Genomic DNA, 18,992 nt, shown 5'->3' on the forward strand with positions numbered 1-18,992 from the left:
AGCAAGCGCGCTGCCGCCAAGCACCATTCTAGTGCGCACCAGGCGGACATGCACTGCTACGGTCAGCCATGGGCCAGCGGCAACAGCCCGCCGCGCAGACTGGCCACGCGCTCAACACCCTGTTCGCGAAGGATGGTAGCGGCCAGCGCCGAGCGTCGCCCGGAGCGACACAGAGTTATCACCGGCGCGCCCGCAGGGATTTCATCCAGGCGTTGGCGCAGTTGATCCAGCGGAATGCGACAGGCTGCACCGAGCGGCGCCGGCAATTCGCCGGGGATCACTTCGCCCTCATGGCGCACGTCCAGCAGCGTGACCTCGTTCGCATGTTGCAACAGCCAATCGGCGCCAATCTCGGGGACGCCGGCGTAAGTGATCAGCAGATCCTCCGCCCAGTCCGGTTCCGGCGGCAGACGTCCATCGGCAGGGCAGCCGCTGCGAAGATTCGCTGGCACGGCTTCGTCCATCTTCTTCGGGTGGGGCAGATTCATGGCCTGCATGTAACCGACAAAGTCGGTCTCATTGGCGCTTCCGCCCACCCGTGCGTTGTAGCGTCGTTCTTCGCCGATACTGCTACGGGTACGACCGTGGTAGTCGTGCGCCGGATAAACCTCACATTCATCCGGCAGGCTGAACAACTGCTCGGTGATGGAATGAAAGAGTGTCGACGGACTGCCTTGCTGAAAGTCACTGCGCCCACAACCGCGGATAAGCAAGGCGTCACCGGTGAATACCCTGGAATGGTCAGCCAACACATAACTCATGCAACCCGCAGTGTGTCCCGGCGTGGCCCGCGCCTCCAGGCTGACTCCCGCCACGCCGAAGAGGTCACCGTGATGCAATGGCAGGTCAAGATGCTCGGCATTGAGCACCGCGGCGCTGGCAATCCGGCAACCGGTTTTCTGCTTGAGCAACCAGGCTGCGGTAATGTGGTCGGCGTGGGCATGCGTATCCACCACCAGCTTGAGCTGCAGGCCAAGTTCGCGGATGAGCGACAGATCCCGCTGAGTCTGCTCGAAAACCGGGTCGATCAGCAGGGCCTCCATACTGTTCGCATCTGCCAACAGGTAGGTATAGGTAGAAGACGCAGCATCAAACAATTGGCGAAAAATCATGGGAGATCTCCAAGGGCCAATGAACAATGAATCACAAATAGATAATATATATAAATGTATATTGTTAACACAATGCTGGCAAGCGTTGCGGCAACGCGGGGACAGCGGCATTACGCAGTCAGTTCGCGAACGCGATCCTGCCATTTGTCATCATTTTCCCTATACTCTTGGCTGCCGCCCCAGCCCAACAACACACAGGTCTCATATGGTTCGTGCCGCTCAGCTTGCTTCTCTTACCCTTCTCGCTGCCCTCGCCATGACTTTGCTCGGTGGCTGCTCGGATGAACCCGAGACCGCCGCGATCCAGGCCCGGCCCGTCAAGCTGTTTACCGTAGCCGACCCCAGCAGTCAGCGCGTGCGCGAGTTTCCCGCCCGGCTGAAGGCGCCGGAACAGGCCGAGCTGTCGTTTCGTCTGGGCGGTGAGCTGCAAGCGCTGACAGTGCTGGAAGGCCAGGAAGTGAAGAAGGGCGAGTTGATTGCCCAACTGGACGACACCGACTACAAGCTCAAGCTCAGCGATCGCCAGGCCAACTATGACCTCACCCAGAGCCAGTTCGCGCGCATGCAACAGTTGCTGGAGAAACAGATGGTGTCACGCGCTGAATATGATCAGCGCAAGGCTCAGTTCAATTCGGCCGAAGCGGCGCTGAATCTGGCCCGGCAGGAGCTGGCCTATACCCAGCTACACGCCCCGTTCGACGGCATCATTGCGCGCACCCACGTGGAGCAATACCAGGTAGTGCAACCCAATCAGCCGATCGCCACGCTTTATGCCCGTGACCGGATGGACGTGGTTTTTCAGGTGCCGGAGAGCCTGCTGTCGCGGCTACGCCGTGACCTGGTTCCCGCCGACATTCACCCCCGCGTGAGACTGGACCACAACGACAGCGAGCTGGTCGAGGCCATTTACAAGGAGCACGCCAGTCAGCCAGACCCGAAAACCCTCACCTATGACGTCACCCTGAGCATGCCGATGCCCGAGGGCGCGGTGCTGCTGCCCGGCATGAGCGCCACAGTGGTGATCGACTTTGCGCTGCTCAGCCGACAGGGCGAGCTGCCGCTGGTGGTGCCGGTCGAGGCGGTATTCAGCCCCGATTCCGAGGCGCGCGACCAACAGCAGGTGTGGGTAACCGAAGAGATCGAAGGTGAGCTCCAGGTGGTGGCGCGCGAGGTAGAAGTAGGCCGCCTGACGCACGATGGCATCGAAGTTACCGCGGGCCTCAAGCCCGGCGAGCAGATCGTCGCCGCCGGTGGCGCCGAGCTGCAGGCCGGTCAGCGCGTGCGGCCCTGGGTGCGTGAGCGGGGCCTGTAATGGATATTGCCGGCTACTTTATCAAGCACAAGGTCACCAGCTGGCTGGTGGCCCTGATCATGGGTATTGGCGGCGCCATCGCCTTTGTCGAACTGGGACGCCTTGAAGACCCGGCCTTTACCCTGAAGATGGCCATGGTCGTCACCCCTTATCCGGGCGCCTCGCCCGAGCAGGTGGAAGAAGAGCTGACCTACCCGCTGGAAAATGCCATTCAGCAACTGGCCTATATCGACAAGATCACCTCCATCAGCAGCGCCGGGCTATCGCAGATTACTGTCGAGGTGCAGAGCCAGTACGGCCCCGATCAGCTGCCACAGATCTGGGACGAGCTGCGGCGGCGCATCAACGACCTGCGCCCCAACTTGCCGCCGGGTGTGGAAGAGCCCCAGGTCAGGGACGATTTTGGCGACGTCTATGGCATCTTCCTGATGGTCAGCGGCGAAGGCTACCGCTACCGCGAGCTGCGTGACTTCGCCGATTACCTGCGCCGCGAGCTGGTACTGGTGCAAGGCGTAGGCAAGGTGACCTTGGCCGGCGTACCCCAGGAACAGGTGCATGTGGAGATATCGCGTGCGCAAATGACCGCACTGAGCATTGCCCCGCAACGCCTGTATGACCTGCTCAGCCGTCAGAACGTGGTCTCCGATGCCGGCAAGATGCTGGTCGGCAGCGAGTCCATACGCCTGCATCCCACCGGCGAGTTTCAGGATGTGCGCGAACTGGAGCGCCTGATCATCAGCGAGCCCGGCAGCTCACGCCGGGTTTATCTGGGCGATATTGCCACCGTCAGCCGCGGCTTTGCCGAAGAGCCAAGCAATCTGTACCGATCCCAGGGGCATCCCGCTCTGGGTCTGGGGGTGTCCTTTGCCAACCACGTCAACGTCGTGGACGTGGGCAACGCCGTGACCGCACGGCTGGCGGAACTGGACAATGATCGCCCGGCCGGCATGCGGGTCGATACCTTCTACAATCAGGCCCATGAGGTAGAAGCCTCGGTCAGCGGCTTTGTGCTCAATTTCGTTATCTCAGTGGCTATCGTGATTGGTGTGCTGCTGATTTTCATGGGCTTGCGCAGCGGTTTGCTCATCGGCCTGGTCCTGGCGCTGACCGTGCTGGGTACCTTCATCTTCATGCAGCTGCTGGGGATCGAACTGCAGCGTATTTCACTCGGCGCCCTGGTCATTGCCCTGGGGATGCTGGTCGACAACGCCATTGTCATCGTCGAAGGTATCCTGGTGGGCCGGCAGCGTGGCCAGAGCACCCTGCAATCGGCCCGCGACATAGTGCAACAGACCAAACTGCCGCTGCTGGGCGCCACCGCCATCGCCATCATTGCCTTTGCGCCCATAGGCCTGTCCGACGATGCCACCGGCGAGTATTGCCTTTCGCTGTTTCAGGTGTTGCTGATTTCGCTGCTGCTGAGCTGGATCACCGCCATCACCCTGACGCCGTTTTTTGCCAGCCTGTTTTTTCGCGACCTGCCCCAGGGCGACGATACGGCCAGCGAACAAGATCCCTACAAGGGGCTGATCTTCACCCTGTATCGCCGGCTGCTGGGCAGCGCGCTGCGCCACCGGGGACTGACGCTGGTGGTGCTGGTAGCCCTGCTGGGCGCCTCGGTATATGGCTTCAGCCTGGTACGCCAGAGCTTCTTTCCGCCGTCCAATACGCCCATGTTCTTTGTCGACATCTGGCTGCCCAAGGGCAGCGATGTGCGCTATACCGAACGGGTGACGGCCGAGGCAGATCAATACGTGCTCGAGCAGCCCGGGGTTACCGCGGTGACCTCCACCATCGGCCAGGGCGCGCTGCGCTTCATCCTCACCTATTTCCCCCAGCGCTTGCACGCCAACTACGCGCAACTGCTGGTGCGTACCGAAGAGCGCGAACAAATAGAGCCGTTGATCGCCGAACTGGATACCTACTTCAAACGCCAGCACCCCACCGCCCGGGTCAAGCTCAAGCAACTGATGCTGGGGCCGGGCAGCGACAGCAAGATCGAAGCGCGCTTTACCGGGCCAGACCCAGCGGTACTGCGCCGCCTGGGTGCAGAGGCCATCGCCATCATGCGCGCCGACCCGGTGAGCGACGCTGTAATGCACGACTGGCGCGAACGCACCAAGCTGGTCCGGCCGCAGTTCGTCGAGGCCCAGGCGCGCGAGCTGGGGGTCGACAAACGCGACCTGGATACCTTACTGAAAATGAACTTCAGTGGCCTGAACGTGGGCCTGTACCGCGACGGCACGCGCATGCTGCCAATAGTAGCGCGCACGCCGGACGACGAGCGCCTGGACGCAGGTACGCTAAACGATCTGCTGGTCTGGAGCAGTGCCCGCAGCACCTATATTCCAGTGGAGCAGGTGGTCAGCGGCTTCATTACCGAGTGGGAAGATCCGCTGATCATGCGCGAGGACCGCAAGCGTACGCTCACGGTACAGGCCGACCCCAGCATCACCAGCGAGCAGACCGCCACCGAGCTGTTCAGCCGCCTGCGCCCGAAGATCGAGGCGATTGAACTGCCTCGCGGCTATCACCTGGAGTGGGGCGGCGAATTTGAAAGCTCCAGAGACGCGCAGAAGGCGGTATTTGGCAGCCTGCCGCTGGGCTATCTGGCGATGTTCCTGATCACGGTGCTGTTGTTCGATTCGATCAAGCGCGCGGCCATTATCTGGGCCACAGTGCCGCTGGCGGTCATTGGCGTAACCTGTGGCTTTCTGCTCACCGGCATTCCCTTCGGCTTCATGGCGCTGCTGGGTTTTCTGAGTCTGAGCGGCATGCTGGTGAAGAACGGCATCGTCCTGGTGGACGAGATAGGGCTGCAGAGCGACAGTGGCAAGGATGCCTACAGCGCGCTGGTCACCGCTGCCATCAGCCGCGTACGTCCGGTCGCCATGGCCGCGCTGACCACCATACTCGGTATGGCGCCACTACTAACCGATGCCTTCTTCCAGAGCATGGCGGTGGTGATCATGTTCGGCCTGGGCTTCGCTACCCTGCTGACACTGGTGATACTGCCGCTGCTGTACAGCATGGTGTATCGCATTGACCCGCCTCGCGAGGGCGCGGCTTGAACAGCCGACTGCGGTGCCCGCCCGGGATGACAGCCAGGGGGCAGGGCACAGGTACATTATTGCTTTGCGGATGAGCAGGGCACAGGGTAATACTTGGCTATCCGTCACTGTCCTCAGCCATCAGGGATGCGCGCCATGAGCAACCAGGAAACGAGCAGTCAGCTTTCGTCATCCACAGACTGCAGCGACACCGTCCCCAGCATCCAGCGCGTGGCCGCGCGCAGTGCCGAGATCGGCGGCACGCTGCCGGTCAATCGGGTATTGCCTACGCGCCAGCGCCGCCTCATAGGCGCCTGGTGCTTTCTTGACCACGCCGGGCCGGCGCGCTTTGCTGCTGGCGAGGGCATGCACGTAGGAGCCCACCCGCACACTTGCCTGCAGACCTTTACCTGGATGATTGCGGGGGAGGTAATGCACCGCGACAGCCTGGGCAATCAGCAGGTTATTCGCCCCGGCGAGGTCAACCTGATGACTGCCGGGCGTGGGATTGCGCATACCGAAGACTCCATGCCGGATAGCCAGCAACTGCATGCCGCCCAGCTGTGGATAGCGTTGCCGCAAACCCTGGCCGATTGCGCACCGGCCTTTGCCCACTACCCGGAGCTGCCGCGCTGGACAGTCGAAGGGGTAGAGCACAGCCTGCTGGTAGGTGAGTACGCCGGGCACACCTCACCGGTGCAGGTGCATTCACCGCTGATGGCAGTTGATCTGGCGACGCAGCAAGGCGGCACCCTGCAACTGAATCTGAACCCGCAGTTCGAGCACGGCATTCTGCTGCTGGAGGGCGAACTGAGCATCGGCACCGAAGTCTTCAGTGAGAACGAGCTGGGCTATCTCGGCTGTGGTCACGACCAGCTGAAACTACAGCTGGCACCCGGTTGCCGCGCCATACTGCTGGGCGGCGAACCGCTGGATGCGGAGATTCTGATGTTCTGGAATTTCGTCGGCTACAGCAAAGCGCATATTGCCCAGGCCTGGCGCGACTGGCAGGCCGGCGATGCGCGCTTCGGTACGGTGCCCGGCTATTCCGGCCAGCCCCTGCCGGCGCCAGCACTGCCCTGGCGCGTCTGAATCAAGCCTGGCGTAGCCATGCCAGCACCGGGGCGGTTTCGGGCCGTACGCCGCGCCACAGCGCAAAGGCTTCGGCCGCCTGCTCAACCAGCATGCCCAAGCCGTCGATGCAGCGGGCCGCGCCCTGTTCACACGCCCATTGGTTGAAGACGGTCTCGCCGCTGGCATACATCATGTCGTAGCACCAGGTGTGGCCCGGGCGGATCAGACTCTCGGGTATCGCCGGCAGGTCACCGGCCAGACTGGCGGAGGTGGCGTTGATGATCAGATCCACAGGTTCTACCAGCCATTGCAGTCCGGCGGCGGCAATCGGCCCCTGATCGACAAACAGCGCTGCCAGCTCTTCGGCCTTGCTCACCGTGCGGTTGATCACGCACAGATGCGCCGGGCCCGCCGCCAGCAACGGCTGAATGACGCCCCGTGCTGCGCCGCCAGCCCCTACCAGCAGCACATTCAGACCGGCCAGGGAAAGTCCGGCGTTTACTTCAATATCGCGCACCAGGCCCTTGCCGTCGGTGTTGTCGCCCAGCAGGCTGCCGTCGTCGCGACGCATTATGGTGTTGACCGCCCCGGCGCGTTCGGCTGCAGCGGAGTGCGCATCGACCAAGGCCCAGGCCTGTTCCTTGAAGGGCAGGGTCACGTTGACGCCGCGACCGCGCCGCAGGAAGTCCTGCACGGTCGCGGCAAAGCCATCCAACGGCGCCAGCAGCTTGCCGTATTCCAGCTGCTGACCGGTCTGCTCGGCAAACATGGCGTGAATCAACGGCGATTTGCTGTGTTCGATCGGATTGCCGACCACTGCGTAGTGATCCATCAGCTTTCTCCTGCCAGCCAATCCCGCGGGACGAGGAAGCGTTCGGCCAGCTCGGCTTCAGGCGTGCCCGGTTCAGCTTGCCAGTTGTAACCCCAGCGCACCGTCGGCGGCAGCGACATGAGGATGGACTCGGTGCGGCCGCCCGTCTGCAGACCGAACAGCGTGCCGCGGTCATAGACCAGATTGAACTCCACGTAGCGCCCGCGCCGGTACTCCTGAAACGCCTTCTGTTGGGCATTGTAAGCCTGCCCACGGCGCCGCTCGATGATCGGCAGATACGCCTCGAGATAGGCGTCACCAATGGCGCGCTGAAAGGCGAAACTGCGCTCGAAACCCCAATCGTTAAGGTCATCGAAGAACAGACCGCCAATACCCCGCGCCTCGTTGCGGTGCTTGATATGGAAATACTCGTCACACCACTTTTTGTAGCGCGGGTAGACATCCTCGCCAAAGGGCGCACAGGCATCGCGCGCGACCCGGTGCCAATGCACACAATCTGCCTCATTGGCGTAATAGGGGGTCAGATCAAAACCGCCGCCAAACCACCAGACCGGATCAGCATCGTCTTTCTCGGCAATGAAGAAGCGCACGTTGGCGTGCGAGGTCGGCACAAAGGGATTCTCCGGGTGCATCACCAGCGACACCCCCATGGCCTGAAAATGCCGGCCGGCCAGTTCAGGTCGATGCGCAGTGGCAGAGGGCGGCATGCCCTCGCCAAATACGTGCGAAAAACCCACGCCGCCCTTTTCCAGCAGCCCGCCGTTCTCGATGATGCGCGAACGCCCGCCACCGCCACCCGGCCGCTGCCAGCTGTCCTCGGCAAAGCGTGCCTGGCCATCCGCTGCTTCCAGCGCGGCGCAGATACGATCCTGCAGGTCCATCAGATAGTCTTTGACTGCGGCCACATCGGCGGCGGTGGGAAGATCGTGTTTCACACAAATTCTCTCTTTCTGGCTGGCAGGCTGGCGGCGCTTCAGGACGCGCGTATGACTTTTTCCGTACGCAGGTCACGAATGATACTGGGATTGCGCTGACCACCCAAGGCGCCGGGCACCACAGCGTCCAGCTCGCCGTGAAAATACTGCGCCACACGCAACCGACTGCGCGCCGGCTCATGGCCGGCCGGATTGGCCGAGGTGGATACCAGCGGACCGGCCAGCGCACAGAGTTGGCGGATCACCGGATGAGTGCTGACCCGCAGCGCCACAGTGTCATGCTGACCGGTGATCCAGGCTGGCAGGCGGCCATGATGCGGGACCAGCCAGGTATTGGCGCCCGGCCAGGACAAACGCAATTTGGCCAGTTGCGCATCCGGCAGGTCCCAGAGCAGAAAATCGAATTGCTCTATATCCCCAGCCACCAGAATCAGGCCCTTGGCAACTGGACGCTGCTTGATCAGCAACAGCCGCTCTACCGCAGAGCCCACCCAGGGGTTGCAACCCAGCCCCCAGACAGCCTCGGTGGGGTAGGCAATCACGCCGCCGGCCTGCAGTAGCGAGTTGAGACGGGTAGTGCGCCAGTGTGCCAGCATGAAAGCTCCTCGGAAGGTCGATGCCTGCGACAGTAGCGGAGCCCGAGCTGCGGCTCAAGGCCGCGCGCGGCAAAATCCCTGCGTACTGTTCAACACCAGGCCCTCAAGTTCAAGATCCAGCAGCGCCTGCATCACCTCCGGTATCGCCAAGCCACTGCGCTGCGCCAGCCAGTCCGGACTCACCGGATCAAAGCCAAGCCAGCGCCACAGCGGTGAATCCGGCCCGGGGTCAGTCCTCGCGTCCTGCTGCAAGACCGCCTGCAACGGCAACTTGAGCACGTCCAGTACGTCCTGCACGCTTTCCACCAGGCAGGCACCTTCGCGCAGCAACCGGTGGCAGCCGCGAGCCTGCACGTTGTGAATGGAGCCCGGCATGGCAAACACCTCGCGATTCTGCTCCAACGCCAGGCGCGCGGTAATCAGCGAGCCGCTGTTGAGGCTGGCCTCCACAACCAGAGTGCCCAGCGAGAGGCCGCTGATAATGCGGTTGCGGCGCGGAAACTGCCCCGGCTGAGGCCCCATATCGGGCCGCATTTCCGACACCAGCGCGCCGCCCTGCTCAACAATCTGCTCGGCCAGCTTGCGATGCCGCGCCGGGTAACAGCGATCCAGCCCGGTACCCCACACCGCTATGGTCTGGCCGCCCGCGGCAAGCGCGCCCCGGTGGCAGGCGCCATCAATCCCCAGGGCCATACCGCTGGTGACATTCATACCACAGCGGCTGAACTCGCGGGCGAAGGCGTGTGCGGTTTCGGCGCCCAGCGGGCTGGGATGCCGGGTGCCGACCATGGCGATCTGCGGGTCGTACAGCACAGCCGGATCGCCGCGCAGGAACAACAGCGCCGGCGGGTCGGCAATCTGCCGCAGCTGGGCGGGGTAGTCGTTTTCGTCGAGGTAGACAATCTGCTGGCCGGGCTGCGCCTGCCAGTCCAGCAGCAACTCGAACTGCGACAGCAGCGCGGAATCACGCCGATGCAATGCGGCAAGACTGTCGAGTATGCGCGGAGCCACTCCCAGCGCGCGCAGATGGGCGGGATCGGCATTGAGGAAGTGTTGCGGTGCGGTAAATTCCTGCAACAGACGCTGGATAAAACGGGGGCCTACGCCGTCGAGCAGCGTCAGCGCCAACCAGGCCTGCCGTGAATCGGACAGGTCGGGAAACATACATCATCCTTGATCTACAGAAACAACAAGGCCGCCTTGCGGCGGCCTTGAACAGCGTTCAACTCAGGGGTTGCGTACCTGGTCGAGAATCGCCATCTGGCGGGTCGCGTTAAGCACGATGCCATAGCTCATCTTGTCGTACACACGGAACACCATCAGCAGACCGGCGCGTTCGGCTGGCAACTGGATGCGCTCGTTCTGTACCCGGTCACGTACCACTTCGCCAGTCTTGTAGATGGCCAGCACGTTACCTTCGATCAGACCTTCGCGGGCGCCCTTGTCGAGCAGCACGACATCATACTGACCAATCTGGGTTACGCCGTTAGGCACGTCCATGATCAGGCCGTTGATCTGCTGGCTCGGCTCGCTGGGGAAGAAGGTAGAAGCGACCGAGCGCTCTTCCGACTCCAGCAGACGGTCATCGACCAGAATCTCCTGACGGCTGCGGGTAATGTTCAGCGTGGCGATATCATCATTGATGGCCGCGACGTTGCCATTGCCCACTTCCTGCAGATGGATCCCCAGCAGTTCGCCGGTTTCCGGATTGGTGTAAGCCTTGCCGCGACGGTAAATTTCATAGGCCGGCACGTTGGCGGAGAAATCGCCACGGGCGTAGACCTTGCTACCGGCACCTGATACCACGCTTTCTGCCGCACCGCCCACTACATAGGGGGCATTCTCGATCTCGGAGGGATCATTGATCACTCGGCCGGCACGCAGGAAGGAGTTGATGGCATCCAGCGGAATGGTCGGGATCGCCTCGGCGATCGGGCGCACTCGCGCCTGCGGTGACAGTTTGATCTTGCCGCCATTGCCACGGTTGACCATCAGTCTGGGCTGACCGTCGATGTAAACCAGTGAAATGATGTCGCCGGGATAGATCAGATGCGGGTTATCGATTTGCGGATTGGCGTGCCAGATTTCCGGCCACTTCCATGGCAAACTGAGGAACCGTCCCGAGATGTCCCATAGTGTGTCTCCCCTAACCACCGTGTATGTATCTGGGTGATTTTCCTTAAAAACAGGCTCCTGAGCCTGTACCCAAACGCTCGCTGCGAGCAACAGGAGGCCGAGTAATGTTTTCCTCATGACACGAATCCCTTTATTATAGAGGCCAGCACTTAGGCCTGGCACGTGCTCCCACACGCTAGACCCGCTTTATTCCAAGCTGCTCATCATCTTAGCAGCACAAATTAGATTTGTTCCACATAAAGCATCACAAACCGATATGGCCATACTGAACATCCTTGAATTTCCCGACCCGCGGCTGCGTACCATCGCCAAACCGGTGGCCAGCGTGGATGCCCGCATCCAGCAACTGGTCGACGACATGTTCGAAACCATGTACGAGGCGCCCGGCATAGGTCTGGCCGCCACGCAGGTGAACGTGCATGAACGCGTGGTGGTGATTGATCTGTCCGAAGATCGCAGCGAGCCGCGGGTGTTCATCAATCCGGAACTGGAACCGCTGACCGAAGACCTGGAAGAAATGCAGGAAGGTTGTTTGTCGGTGCCGGGCTTCTATGAGAACGTGACCCGCCCCGAGCGCGTGCGCGTCAAGGCGCTGGACCGGGATGGCAAGCCCTTCGATGAAATCTACGAGGGTTTGTTGGCAGTGTGCATTCAGCACGAATGCGATCATCTCAACGGCAAGCTGTTTGTCGATTACCTGTCCAACCTCAAACGCGACCGGATTCGCAAGAAGCTGGAAAAAATTCACCGCAGTCAGGCCAGCGCCTGAACCGGACCTGATCATCAAGGCTTGCTTCGGCAAGCCTTTTCTTTACGGAAGCTCATGAAGTCGACCGATCTGCGCATTCTCTTCGCTGGCACTCCCGAATTCGCCGCCGCTCATCTGCAGGCGCTGATTGATGCCGGACACAATCTCGTGGGCGTTTACACCCAGCCGGATCGCCCAGCCGGGCGCGGTCAGAAGCTGGCCATGAGCGCGGTAAAAAAACTGGCGTTGCAGCACCAGTTACCGGTCTACCAGCCGGAGAAACTGCGCAGCGCAGAAGCCCAGGCAGCATTGGCGGCGCTGCAGCCGGATCTGATGGTGGTGGTCGCCTACGGGTTGATATTGCCGCAGGCGGTGCTCGACATACCGCGCCTGGGCTGTATCAATAGTCACGCCTCTTTGCTGCCACGCTGGCGTGGCGCAGCGCCCATCCAGCGCGCCATCGAGGCCGGAGACAGCGAGTCCGGGGTAACCGTGATGCAGATGGAAGCAGGGCTGGATACCGGCCCCATGCTGCTCAAGGTTGCCACCCCCATCAGCAACACAGACACGGGCGGCAGCCTGCACGACCGCCTGGCCGACCTGGGGCCGCCGGCGGTATTGCAGGCAATTGCCGGGCTGGCTGCCGGCACCCTGCAGGGCGAGCTGCAGGACGATGCGCTGGCGACTTACGCGCACAAGCTGAACAAGCAGGCTGCCGCCATCGACTGGCAGCGACCGGCCAGCGAGCTGGACTGTCTGATACGTGCATTCAATCCCTGGCCACTGGCGCACGCCAGCCTCGATGGTCAGCCGCTGAAGGTCTGGGCGGCGCAACCGGCCAGCGGCAGCGGTAATCCAGGACAGGTGCTGAACTGCACCAAAGAAGGGCTGCTGGTGGCCTGCGGTCAGGGCGCGCTGTTGCTCACCCGGCTGCAGCTGCCCGGCGGCAAGCCCCTGGCCTTTAGCGATCTGTACAATGCCCGCCGGGAGCAGTTTGCGCCCGGCCTGTTGCTGGGTAACGGCCTGTGAGCCCACGCCTGGCGGCCGCGCGCGCCCTGGCCGCGGTCATGGCCGGCAAGGCTTCACTGGGCAGCAGCCTGCCCAGACAGCTGCAGGAAGTCGCTCCGCGCGATCATGCCCTGGTGCAGGAGCTCGCCTTTGGCACGGCCCGCTGGCACACCCGCCTGGGTGCACTCACCCGCGACCTGCTCAACAAGCCGATGAAAGCGGCCGATCTCGATTTGCAGGCGCTGTTGCTGGTGGGGCTATATCAATTGCTGTATCTGCGCATACCGACCCACGCCGCCATCGCGGCTACCGTGGAGGTGGCCAGCGAAATGAACAAGGCCTGGGCCAAAGGCATGCTCAATGCCGTGCTGCGCCGTGTTCAACGCGAGGGTGATGCGCTGCTGACCAGCGTCGATCAGTCTCCATCGCAGCGGGTTTCGCATCCCGGCTGGCTGTTCAAGCGCCTGCAACGCGCCTGGCCCGATCAACTCGAAAATATTACTCAGGCCAACAACCTGCACCCGCCGATGACGCTGCGCGTCAATCCGCGCCAGCTCAGCCGCGCCGACTATCTGCAGCAGTTGCAGGCCGCCGGCATAGCCGCGAGTGCCTGTCAGTACAGCTCGGTGGGTATTCAGCTCGACCAGGCGTGCGATGTACAACAGCTGCCGGGCTTCGCTGCCGGGCTGGTCAGCGTGCAGGATGAGGCAGCCCAGTTGGCCGCGCCGCTGCTTGAGCTGCAGCCCGGTCAGCGGGTGCTGGATGCCTGCTGTGCACCCGGTGGCAAGACCTGCCAGATACTCGAACAACAGCCGGGTCTGGCCGAGCTGATAGCTCTGGATCTGGAGCCGCAACGCCTCAAACGCGTAGCCGAGAATCTCGAGCGTCTGCAATTACAGGCTACGCTGAAGGCAGCGGATGCGCGTGAACTGGCCCTCTGGTGGGATGGGAAACCATTCCAGCGTATCCTGCTGGACGCGCCCTGTTCCGCCACCGGCGTCATTCGGCGCCATCCGGATATCAAGCTGACCCGCAAGGCGGCCGATATTGCCGCGTTGGCCGCGCTGCAGGGCGAAATGCTAGACCAACTGTGGCAGACATTGGCTGTGGGCGGGATTCTGGTTTATGCCACCTGCTCTGTGTTACCCGAGGAGAACACCAAGGTGATAGAGGCTTTTCTCGCACGCCAGTCCGGCGCGCGCGCGCTGGACTTTGCCGCCGAGTACGGTATCGCGCAGCCCTGTGGTCGGCAGTTACTGCCGCAGGACGGCGGGCACGACGGATTTTATCTGGCCAAGCTGGTCAAACTGTCCGCCACGCCGGTTTCGCGCGAACAGGAGTCTGCACAATGAAGATCATCATTCTCGGCGCCGGCCAGGTAGGCGGCAGTCTGGCCGCGCAGCTGGCCAGTGAAGCCAACGACATTACCGTGATCGATACCGATACCGTGCGCCTGCGCGAACTCGGCGACCGCCTGGATATTCGAACGGTGCAAGGCAAGGGTTCCTTTCCGACCGTGCTGCGCCAGGCCGGTGCCGACGACGCCGACATGCTGATCGCGGTGACCAGCAGCGATGAGACCAACATGATCGCCTGCCAGGTGGCCTACACGCTGTTCCGCACACCGACCAAGATCGCCCGGGTGCGCGAATCGGCCTATCTCACGCGCGGCGGCCTGTTCCACAATGAAGCCGTTCCAATTGATGTGCTCATCAGCCCCGAGCAGGTGGTCACCAACTATATCAAGCGCCTGATCGAACACCCCGGCGCGCTGCAGGTGCTCGACTTTGCCGAGGGCAAGGTGCAGCTGGTCGCGGTGCGCGCCTACTATGGCGGCCCATTGGTCGGTCAGGAACTGCGCTTTCTGCGCCAGCACATGCCGGGCGTGGATACCCGGGTGGCGGCGATCTTCCGCAAGGACCGGCCGATTATTCCCAAGGGCGACACCATCATCGAGGCCGATGACGAGGTGTTCTTCATCGCCGCGACCCGCGACATTCGCGCGGTCATGAGCGAGTTGCGCCGCGTGGAAAAAACCCACAAGCGGGTGATTATTGCCGGCGGCGGCAACATCGGTGAGCGCCTGGCCGAAGCCATCGAAAGCCGGTATCAGGTGAAGATCATCGAGGCCAGCAAGGTGCGCGCCGACTACCTGTCGCAGAACCTCGACCGCGCCGTGGTACTGCATGGCAGCGCGTCGGACCGCGAGCTGCTGATCGAAGAGAATATCGAGGAAGTCGACATTTTCTGCGCCGTGACCAACGACGACGAAGCCAACATCATGTCGTCGATGCTGGCCAAGCGTCTGGGCGCGCGCAAGGTGCTGACGCTGATCAACAACCCGGCCTACGTCGATCTGGTGCAGGGCGGCGAGATCGATATTGCCATCTCCCCCTCGCAGACCACCATAGGCACGCTGCTGACCCACGTGCGCCGGGGCGACATCGTCAATGTCTACTCACTACGCCGCGGCGCGGCCGAAGCCATCGAGGCGGTAGCCCACGGCGACGCGCGCTCATCCAAGGTGGTGGGCAAGGCGATAGGGCAGATCGACCTGCCGCCAGGTACCACCATAGGCGCGATAGTGCGCGACGAAGAAGTATTGATCGCCCACGACTCCACGGTGATCGAATCGGATGACCATGTCATCCTCTTCGTGATCGACAAAAAACACATTCGCGACGTCGAGCGCCTGTTCCAGGTCGGTCTGACTTTCTTCTGAGGCAAATAGCTGCATGCAGTATCCCCAGATACAACGCATCATCGGCATTCTTCTGATGCTGTTTTCTACCAGCATGCTGCCGGCGGCGGGCGTTGGTCTGTTCTACCACGAGCCGGCCATGAATGCCTTTCTCAGCGGCTTCGCTATCACCATGGTGGCCGGCGCGCTCATCTGGCTACCGGTCCGCGGCCAACGTAACGAACTGCGCACCCGTGACGGATATCTGATCACGGTACTGTTCTGGCTGGTACTGGGATTGTTCGGCGCGGTGCCGCTGTGGATGCTGGACATGCCCGACCTGAGTGTAGCCGATGCCGTGTTTGAATCCTTCTCGGGGCTGACCACTACAGGCGCCACCGTGATTACCGGACTGGATACCCTGCCACGCGCCTTGCTCTACTACCGCCAGCAGTTGCAGTGGTTCGGCGGCATGGGGATCATCGTATTGGCGGTGGCGATTCTGCCGATGCTGGGCGTGGGTGGCATGCAGCTGTACCGCGCAGAAATGCCCGGACCGCTGAAGGAAAACAAGCTGACCCCACGTATTGCCGAAACAGCCAAGGTGCTCTGGTACATTTACGCCGGCCTGACCCTGGCGTGCGCGCTCGCCTACTGGGCCGCCGGCATGGACCTGTTCAATGCCATCGGCCACAGTTTTTCCACCGTCGCCATCGGCGGCTTCTCGACCCACGATGCCAGTATCGGCTACTACAACAGCCCGCTGATTGAAGCCATCTGCATTGTGTTCATGCTGATTTCCGGCATCAATTTCGCCCTGCATTTTCTGGCCTGGCGCTTTCGCTCGTTGAAGAACTACTGGCAGGACCCGGAATGCCGCGCCTACGTACTGATTCTTTGCGTGCTCTTTCTGATCTGCAGCGCGGTACTGATTCACTTCCAGCATCATGATGTCTGGACCTCGATTCGCTACGCCGCCTTCCAGACCGTCTCTGTCGCCACCACCACCGGCTTCGGCATTACCGACTTTTCCACCTGGCCGACGCTGCTGCCCTACCTGCTGCTGTACGCCAGCTTCATTGGCGCCTGCGCCGGCTCAACCGGCGGCGGTATGAAGGTGATCCGGGTGCTCTTGCTGTATAAGCAGGGGACCCGCGAGACCAAGCGTTTGCTGCATCCGCACGGGGTGTTTCCGGTCAAACTGGGCCACAAACCGGTGCCGGACCGGGTAGTCGAAGCGGTGTGGGGGTTCTGCGCGGTTTACGTCTTTACCTTTGCGATGCTGTTTCTGCTACTGCTGGGCACCGGCCTGGACTTTGTCACCGCATTCTCAGCGCTTACCGCCTGCATCAACAATCTGGGCCCGGGCCTGGGCGAGGTGGCGGTGCACTACGGCAACCTGGAGGCCTCGGTCAAATGGATACTGACCTTCGCCATGCTGCTGGGCCGCCTTGAGGTATTTACCCTGCTGGTACTGCTGACGCCCATGTTCTGGCGCCGCTGAGCAAGCCGGAGAAAGGCGCCGGTTCAGTTTTCGTCGAGAAACTGCATTCCAGCGCCTTCACTCCCCACTATGCGTTGTACCACCATGCGTAACACCGGCGCCTCGAAGGGCATGCCCTGGACCTGGCCAGTTACCTCATCGCCTGGTTGCAGTCTGGCCATATCCGGATGCTCGACAAAGACCCCACCATCAGACAGGTCCTTGGTGTGAGCGGTCAGTTCGCCAAAGCTGCTGTGCCAGATCTTGATCTGCGCGCGCATGGGTGTGCGCGGGTGTTGTCGCTGGTTACTCACTCCATGTCCCCCGGGATTCAGGCGCGGACCTTCTAAAGGTGGGCCCGTCGCACTCTTTTAGCATACTGCCTGTTGCATCACTGCAAGGCTAGCGCCTCAGTACCATCTTTTTTCGCCCTCGGGGCGCTTTTTGAAACGCTTCATGCTCCACATGTACTGGCTTGGCCAGCGGCTTACATAGCCCTCGATCACCGCGCTCATGCAGGCAACGGCGGTATGTTCGTCCTCGCTGTAGAGCGCCTCTGGAGCCTCCTCCAGGATGACCTTGAAGCCGCTGTTGTCGGGTAGCCGCAAACAATGAAAGAACAATGCCTTGGCATCATTACCGCGCAGCAGATTGGGTACAAACTTGCTGGTCAGAGCCTGGGTAGCAAAAAAAGGCACGAACAGACCGCTCTTGAGCGCCGGCTCGGGGTCGGCCGGAATACCCACGGCGCCGCCGCGGCGCACCTCGCGCATGACGCTGATGATGCCCTCGCGGGTGGAGGCCGCCACCTTGTTGCCCAGTTGAGTACGCTGGCGTTGCAAGAGTTCATCCACCGCCTTCTGCTTGGGCGGACGATAGAAAATGATCGGCTTGGCCCGTGAGCAATACCAGTGGTTGAGCACTTCCCAGTTGCCCAGGTGGCTGGTGATACCCACGACGCCCTTGCCGGCAGCAAGCGCTTCCACCAGCAGATGCTCGCCTTCAACCTCCTTGATCAGGCCCACGGTCTTGGCCGGTGACCACATCCAGGCACAGGCACTTTCGGCCATGCTGCGACCGGTATCCAGCAGCGTGCGCCGCACCAGATCATCCAGCTCCGCCGCACTCAATTCCGGCATGCAGTGGCGCAAATTGATGTAGGTGACATCCCGCGAGCGGTTGGGCACTTTCCACATCAGCCAGCCAACCATGGCGCCCAGACCCTGCGCCGCAGAAAACGGCAGCAGGGCAAACAGCTTGAGAAAACCAATGATGAACGCGCCTTTCAACCGCTCCACTACAGATACCCCGGCATCAGAACAAAAACCCATTGTAAGGGGCGATGGCGCATTGGGCGAGCCGCACTAGGCTGCAGCGGCCAAGGCGGCAAAGCGATGACAGTCGCGCGTGTGGTCCATTACCATGCCGGTGGCCTGCATGAAGGCGTAGCAGATGGTGGGGCCTACGAAGGTGAAACCGGCCTTTTTCAGCGCCTTGCTCATGCGCTGCGCGGCGGGTGTCTGTGCCGGAATGTCGCCGAGACCGGCAAAATCATTGACCTGCGGTCGGCCTTCGACAAACTGCCACAACCAGGCAACCGGATCCTGTTGCTCGCTCAAGGCCAGCCAGGCCTGGGCATTGCGCCGGGCGCCGTAGACCTTGAGGCGGTTGCGAATGATACCTGCATCCTGCAACAGCTCCTGCAATTGCTCATCGCTCTGGTTGGCCATGAACTGCGGGTCGAAATTCCGGTACAGATGGCGATAGTGCTCGCGCTTGCGTAATACCGTGATCCAAGACAGACCTGCTTGAAAACCTTCGAGCATGAGCATTTCGAACAGCGCATTCGCATCGCGGCAGGGCACACCCCATTCTTCGTCATGGTATTGCTGGTAGAGGGGGTCACCCGAGCCCCATTGGCAACGGGCGAGCGGGGCGGCTTCATTGACGATCACGGGTCGGGCTCCTTGGGCAATGCTGCAGTTGTGCTGCGATGTTTATACTCTGCGCAGGATGAATTTCCCAA

At 61.9% G+C, this 18,992-nt stretch carries 17 protein-coding genes; 8 read left to right on the forward strand and 9 right to left on the reverse strand.

Annotated elements, in window-relative coordinates; genetic code table 11:
• Positions 1-62 precede the first annotated feature (62 nt).
• Complete coding sequence (locus V7756_RS13940; RefSeq protein ID WP_335610796.1) at positions 63-1,112, reverse strand: MBL fold metallo-hydrolase; 1,050 nt, start codon at positions 1,110-1,112, stop codon at positions 63-65.
• A 256-nt stretch (positions 1,113-1,368) separates the two neighbouring features.
• Between V7756_RS13940 and V7756_RS13945 the strand changes: the two genes are divergently transcribed.
• From V7756_RS13945 to V7756_RS13955, 3 genes are all read left to right on the forward strand, one after another.
• On the forward strand, positions 1,369-2,424 hold the full coding sequence (locus V7756_RS13945) for an efflux RND transporter periplasmic adaptor subunit (protein WP_335610797.1): 1,056 nt from the start codon (positions 1,369-1,371) through the stop codon (positions 2,422-2,424).
• Complete coding sequence (locus V7756_RS13950; RefSeq protein WP_335610798.1) at positions 2,424-5,495, forward strand: efflux RND transporter permease subunit; 3,072 nt, start codon at positions 2,424-2,426, stop codon at positions 5,493-5,495. The genes V7756_RS13945 and V7756_RS13950 overlap by 1 nt, the downstream gene beginning before the upstream one ends.
• Before the next feature lie 135 nt (positions 5,496-5,630).
• Entirely contained in the window at positions 5,631-6,566 is a 936-nt protein-coding gene (locus V7756_RS13955; RefSeq protein WP_335610799.1) for a pirin family protein, read from the forward strand.
• A gap of 1 nt (position 6,567) precedes the next feature.
• Here V7756_RS13955 and aroE read toward each other — a convergent pair whose 3' ends face one another.
• The 5 genes from aroE to V7756_RS13980 all read right to left on the reverse strand — a co-directional run bounded on the left by aroE (position 6,568) and on the right by V7756_RS13980 (position 11,164).
• On the reverse strand, positions 6,568-7,380 hold the full coding sequence (gene aroE, locus V7756_RS13960) for a shikimate dehydrogenase (RefSeq protein WP_335610800.1): 813 nt from the start codon (positions 7,378-7,380) through the stop codon (positions 6,568-6,570).
• Positions 7,380-8,285 (reverse strand): oxygen-dependent coproporphyrinogen oxidase, encoded by a 906-nt coding sequence (hemF, locus tag V7756_RS13965; RefSeq protein WP_335610840.1) that lies wholly within the window; start codon positions 8,283-8,285, stop codon positions 7,380-7,382. Before hemF ends, aroE begins: the two co-directional genes overlap by 1 nt.
• Positions 8,286-8,353: 68 nt before the next feature.
• Complete coding sequence (locus tag V7756_RS13970; RefSeq protein ID WP_335610801.1) at positions 8,354-8,911, reverse strand: L-threonylcarbamoyladenylate synthase; 558 nt, start codon at positions 8,909-8,911, stop codon at positions 8,354-8,356.
• Between the two features lie 54 nt (positions 8,912-8,965).
• Positions 8,966-10,075, reverse strand: coding sequence for a DNA-processing protein DprA (gene dprA / locus V7756_RS13975; RefSeq protein ID WP_335610802.1), 1,110 nt, complete (start codon positions 10,073-10,075; stop codon positions 8,966-8,968).
• A 63-nt stretch (positions 10,076-10,138) separates the two neighbouring features.
• On the reverse strand, positions 10,139-11,164 hold the full coding sequence (locus V7756_RS13980) for a LysM peptidoglycan-binding domain-containing protein (RefSeq protein ID WP_335610803.1): 1,026 nt from the start codon (positions 11,162-11,164) through the stop codon (positions 10,139-10,141).
• A gap of 139 nt (positions 11,165-11,303) precedes the next feature.
• Between V7756_RS13980 and def the strand changes: the two genes are divergently transcribed.
• The 5 genes from def to V7756_RS14005 are packed head-to-tail and all read left to right on the forward strand — an operon-like array spanning position 11,304 to position 16,987.
• Positions 11,304-11,816, forward strand: a complete 513-nt coding sequence (gene def / locus V7756_RS13985; protein WP_335610804.1) for a peptide deformylase — start codon at positions 11,304-11,306, stop codon at positions 11,814-11,816.
• 54 nt (positions 11,817-11,870) lie between these two features.
• Entirely contained in the window at positions 11,871-12,824 is a 954-nt protein-coding gene (gene fmt / locus V7756_RS13990; protein WP_335610805.1) for a methionyl-tRNA formyltransferase, read from the forward strand.
• On the forward strand, positions 12,821-14,155 hold the full coding sequence (gene rsmB / locus V7756_RS13995; RefSeq protein WP_335610806.1) for a 16S rRNA (cytosine(967)-C(5))-methyltransferase RsmB: 1,335 nt from the start codon (positions 12,821-12,823) through the stop codon (positions 14,153-14,155). The genes fmt and rsmB overlap by 4 nt, the downstream gene beginning before the upstream one ends.
• Positions 14,152-15,525 (forward strand): Trk system potassium transporter TrkA, encoded by a 1,374-nt coding sequence (trkA, locus tag V7756_RS14000; protein ID WP_335610807.1) that lies wholly within the window; start codon positions 14,152-14,154, stop codon positions 15,523-15,525. The genes rsmB and trkA overlap by 4 nt, the downstream gene beginning before the upstream one ends.
• Positions 15,526-15,538: 13 nt before the next feature.
• Positions 15,539-16,987, forward strand: a complete 1,449-nt coding sequence (locus V7756_RS14005; protein ID WP_335610808.1) for a TrkH family potassium uptake protein — start codon at positions 15,539-15,541, stop codon at positions 16,985-16,987.
• Positions 16,988-17,010: 23 nt separating this feature from the next.
• Here V7756_RS14005 and V7756_RS14010 read toward each other — a convergent pair whose 3' ends face one another.
• From V7756_RS14010 to V7756_RS14020, 3 genes are all read right to left on the reverse strand, one after another.
• A complete protein-coding gene (locus tag V7756_RS14010) occupies positions 17,011-17,280 on the reverse strand; it encodes a PilZ domain-containing protein (RefSeq protein WP_335610809.1) in 270 nt (89 codons plus the stop codon).
• A gap of 96 nt (positions 17,281-17,376) precedes the next feature.
• Positions 17,377-18,264 carry a lysophospholipid acyltransferase gene (locus V7756_RS14015; RefSeq protein ID WP_335610810.1) on the reverse strand — a complete coding sequence of 296 codons (888 nt, stop codon included), beginning with the start codon at positions 18,262-18,264 and terminating at the stop codon, positions 17,377-17,379.
• A gap of 66 nt (positions 18,265-18,330) precedes the next feature.
• Positions 18,331-18,918 (reverse strand): DNA-3-methyladenine glycosylase I, encoded by a 588-nt coding sequence (locus V7756_RS14020; protein ID WP_335610841.1) that lies wholly within the window; start codon positions 18,916-18,918, stop codon positions 18,331-18,333.
• Between the last annotated feature and the right edge of the window lie 74 nt (positions 18,919-18,992).

It is taken from the genome of Halopseudomonas sp., assembly GCF_036961105.1.
GTDB lineage: Bacteria > Pseudomonadota > Gammaproteobacteria > Pseudomonadales > Pseudomonadaceae > Halopseudomonas.

Bases quoted from the DNA above. Each gene is read 5' to 3' on its own strand.
- V7756_RS13950 (WP_335610798.1), top strand. From the start codon at position 2,424: ATGGATATTGCCGGCTACTTTATCAAGCACAAGGTCACCAGCTGGCTG.
- aroE (WP_335610800.1), bottom strand. From the start codon at position 7,380: ATGGATCACTACGCAGTGGTCGGCAATCCGATCGAACACAGCAAATCG.
- fmt (WP_335610805.1), top strand. From the start codon at position 11,871: ATGAAGTCGACCGATCTGCGCATTCTCTTCGCTGGCACTCCCGAATTC.
- V7756_RS14005 (WP_335610808.1), top strand. From the start codon at position 15,539: ATGCAGTATCCCCAGATACAACGCATCATCGGCATTCTTCTGATGCTG.
- V7756_RS13980 (WP_335610803.1), bottom strand. From the start codon at position 11,164: ATGAGGAAAACATTACTCGGCCTCCTGTTGCTCGCAGCGAGCGTTTGG.
- dprA (WP_335610802.1), bottom strand. From the start codon at position 10,075: ATGTTTCCCGACCTGTCCGATTCACGGCAGGCCTGGTTGGCGCTGACG.
- V7756_RS13955 (WP_335610799.1), top strand. From the start codon at position 5,631: ATGAGCAACCAGGAAACGAGCAGTCAGCTTTCGTCATCCACAGACTGC.
- V7756_RS13940 (WP_335610796.1), bottom strand. From the start codon at position 1,112: ATGATTTTTCGCCAATTGTTTGATGCTGCGTCTTCTACCTATACCTAC.
- trkA (WP_335610807.1), top strand. From the start codon at position 14,152: ATGAAGATCATCATTCTCGGCGCCGGCCAGGTAGGCGGCAGTCTGGCC.
- V7756_RS13970 (WP_335610801.1), bottom strand. From the start codon at position 8,911: ATGCTGGCACACTGGCGCACTACCCGTCTCAACTCGCTACTGCAGGCC.
- def (WP_335610804.1), top strand. From the start codon at position 11,304: ATGGCCATACTGAACATCCTTGAATTTCCCGACCCGCGGCTGCGTACC.
- V7756_RS13945 (WP_335610797.1), top strand. From the start codon at position 1,369: ATGACTTTGCTCGGTGGCTGCTCGGATGAACCCGAGACCGCCGCGATC.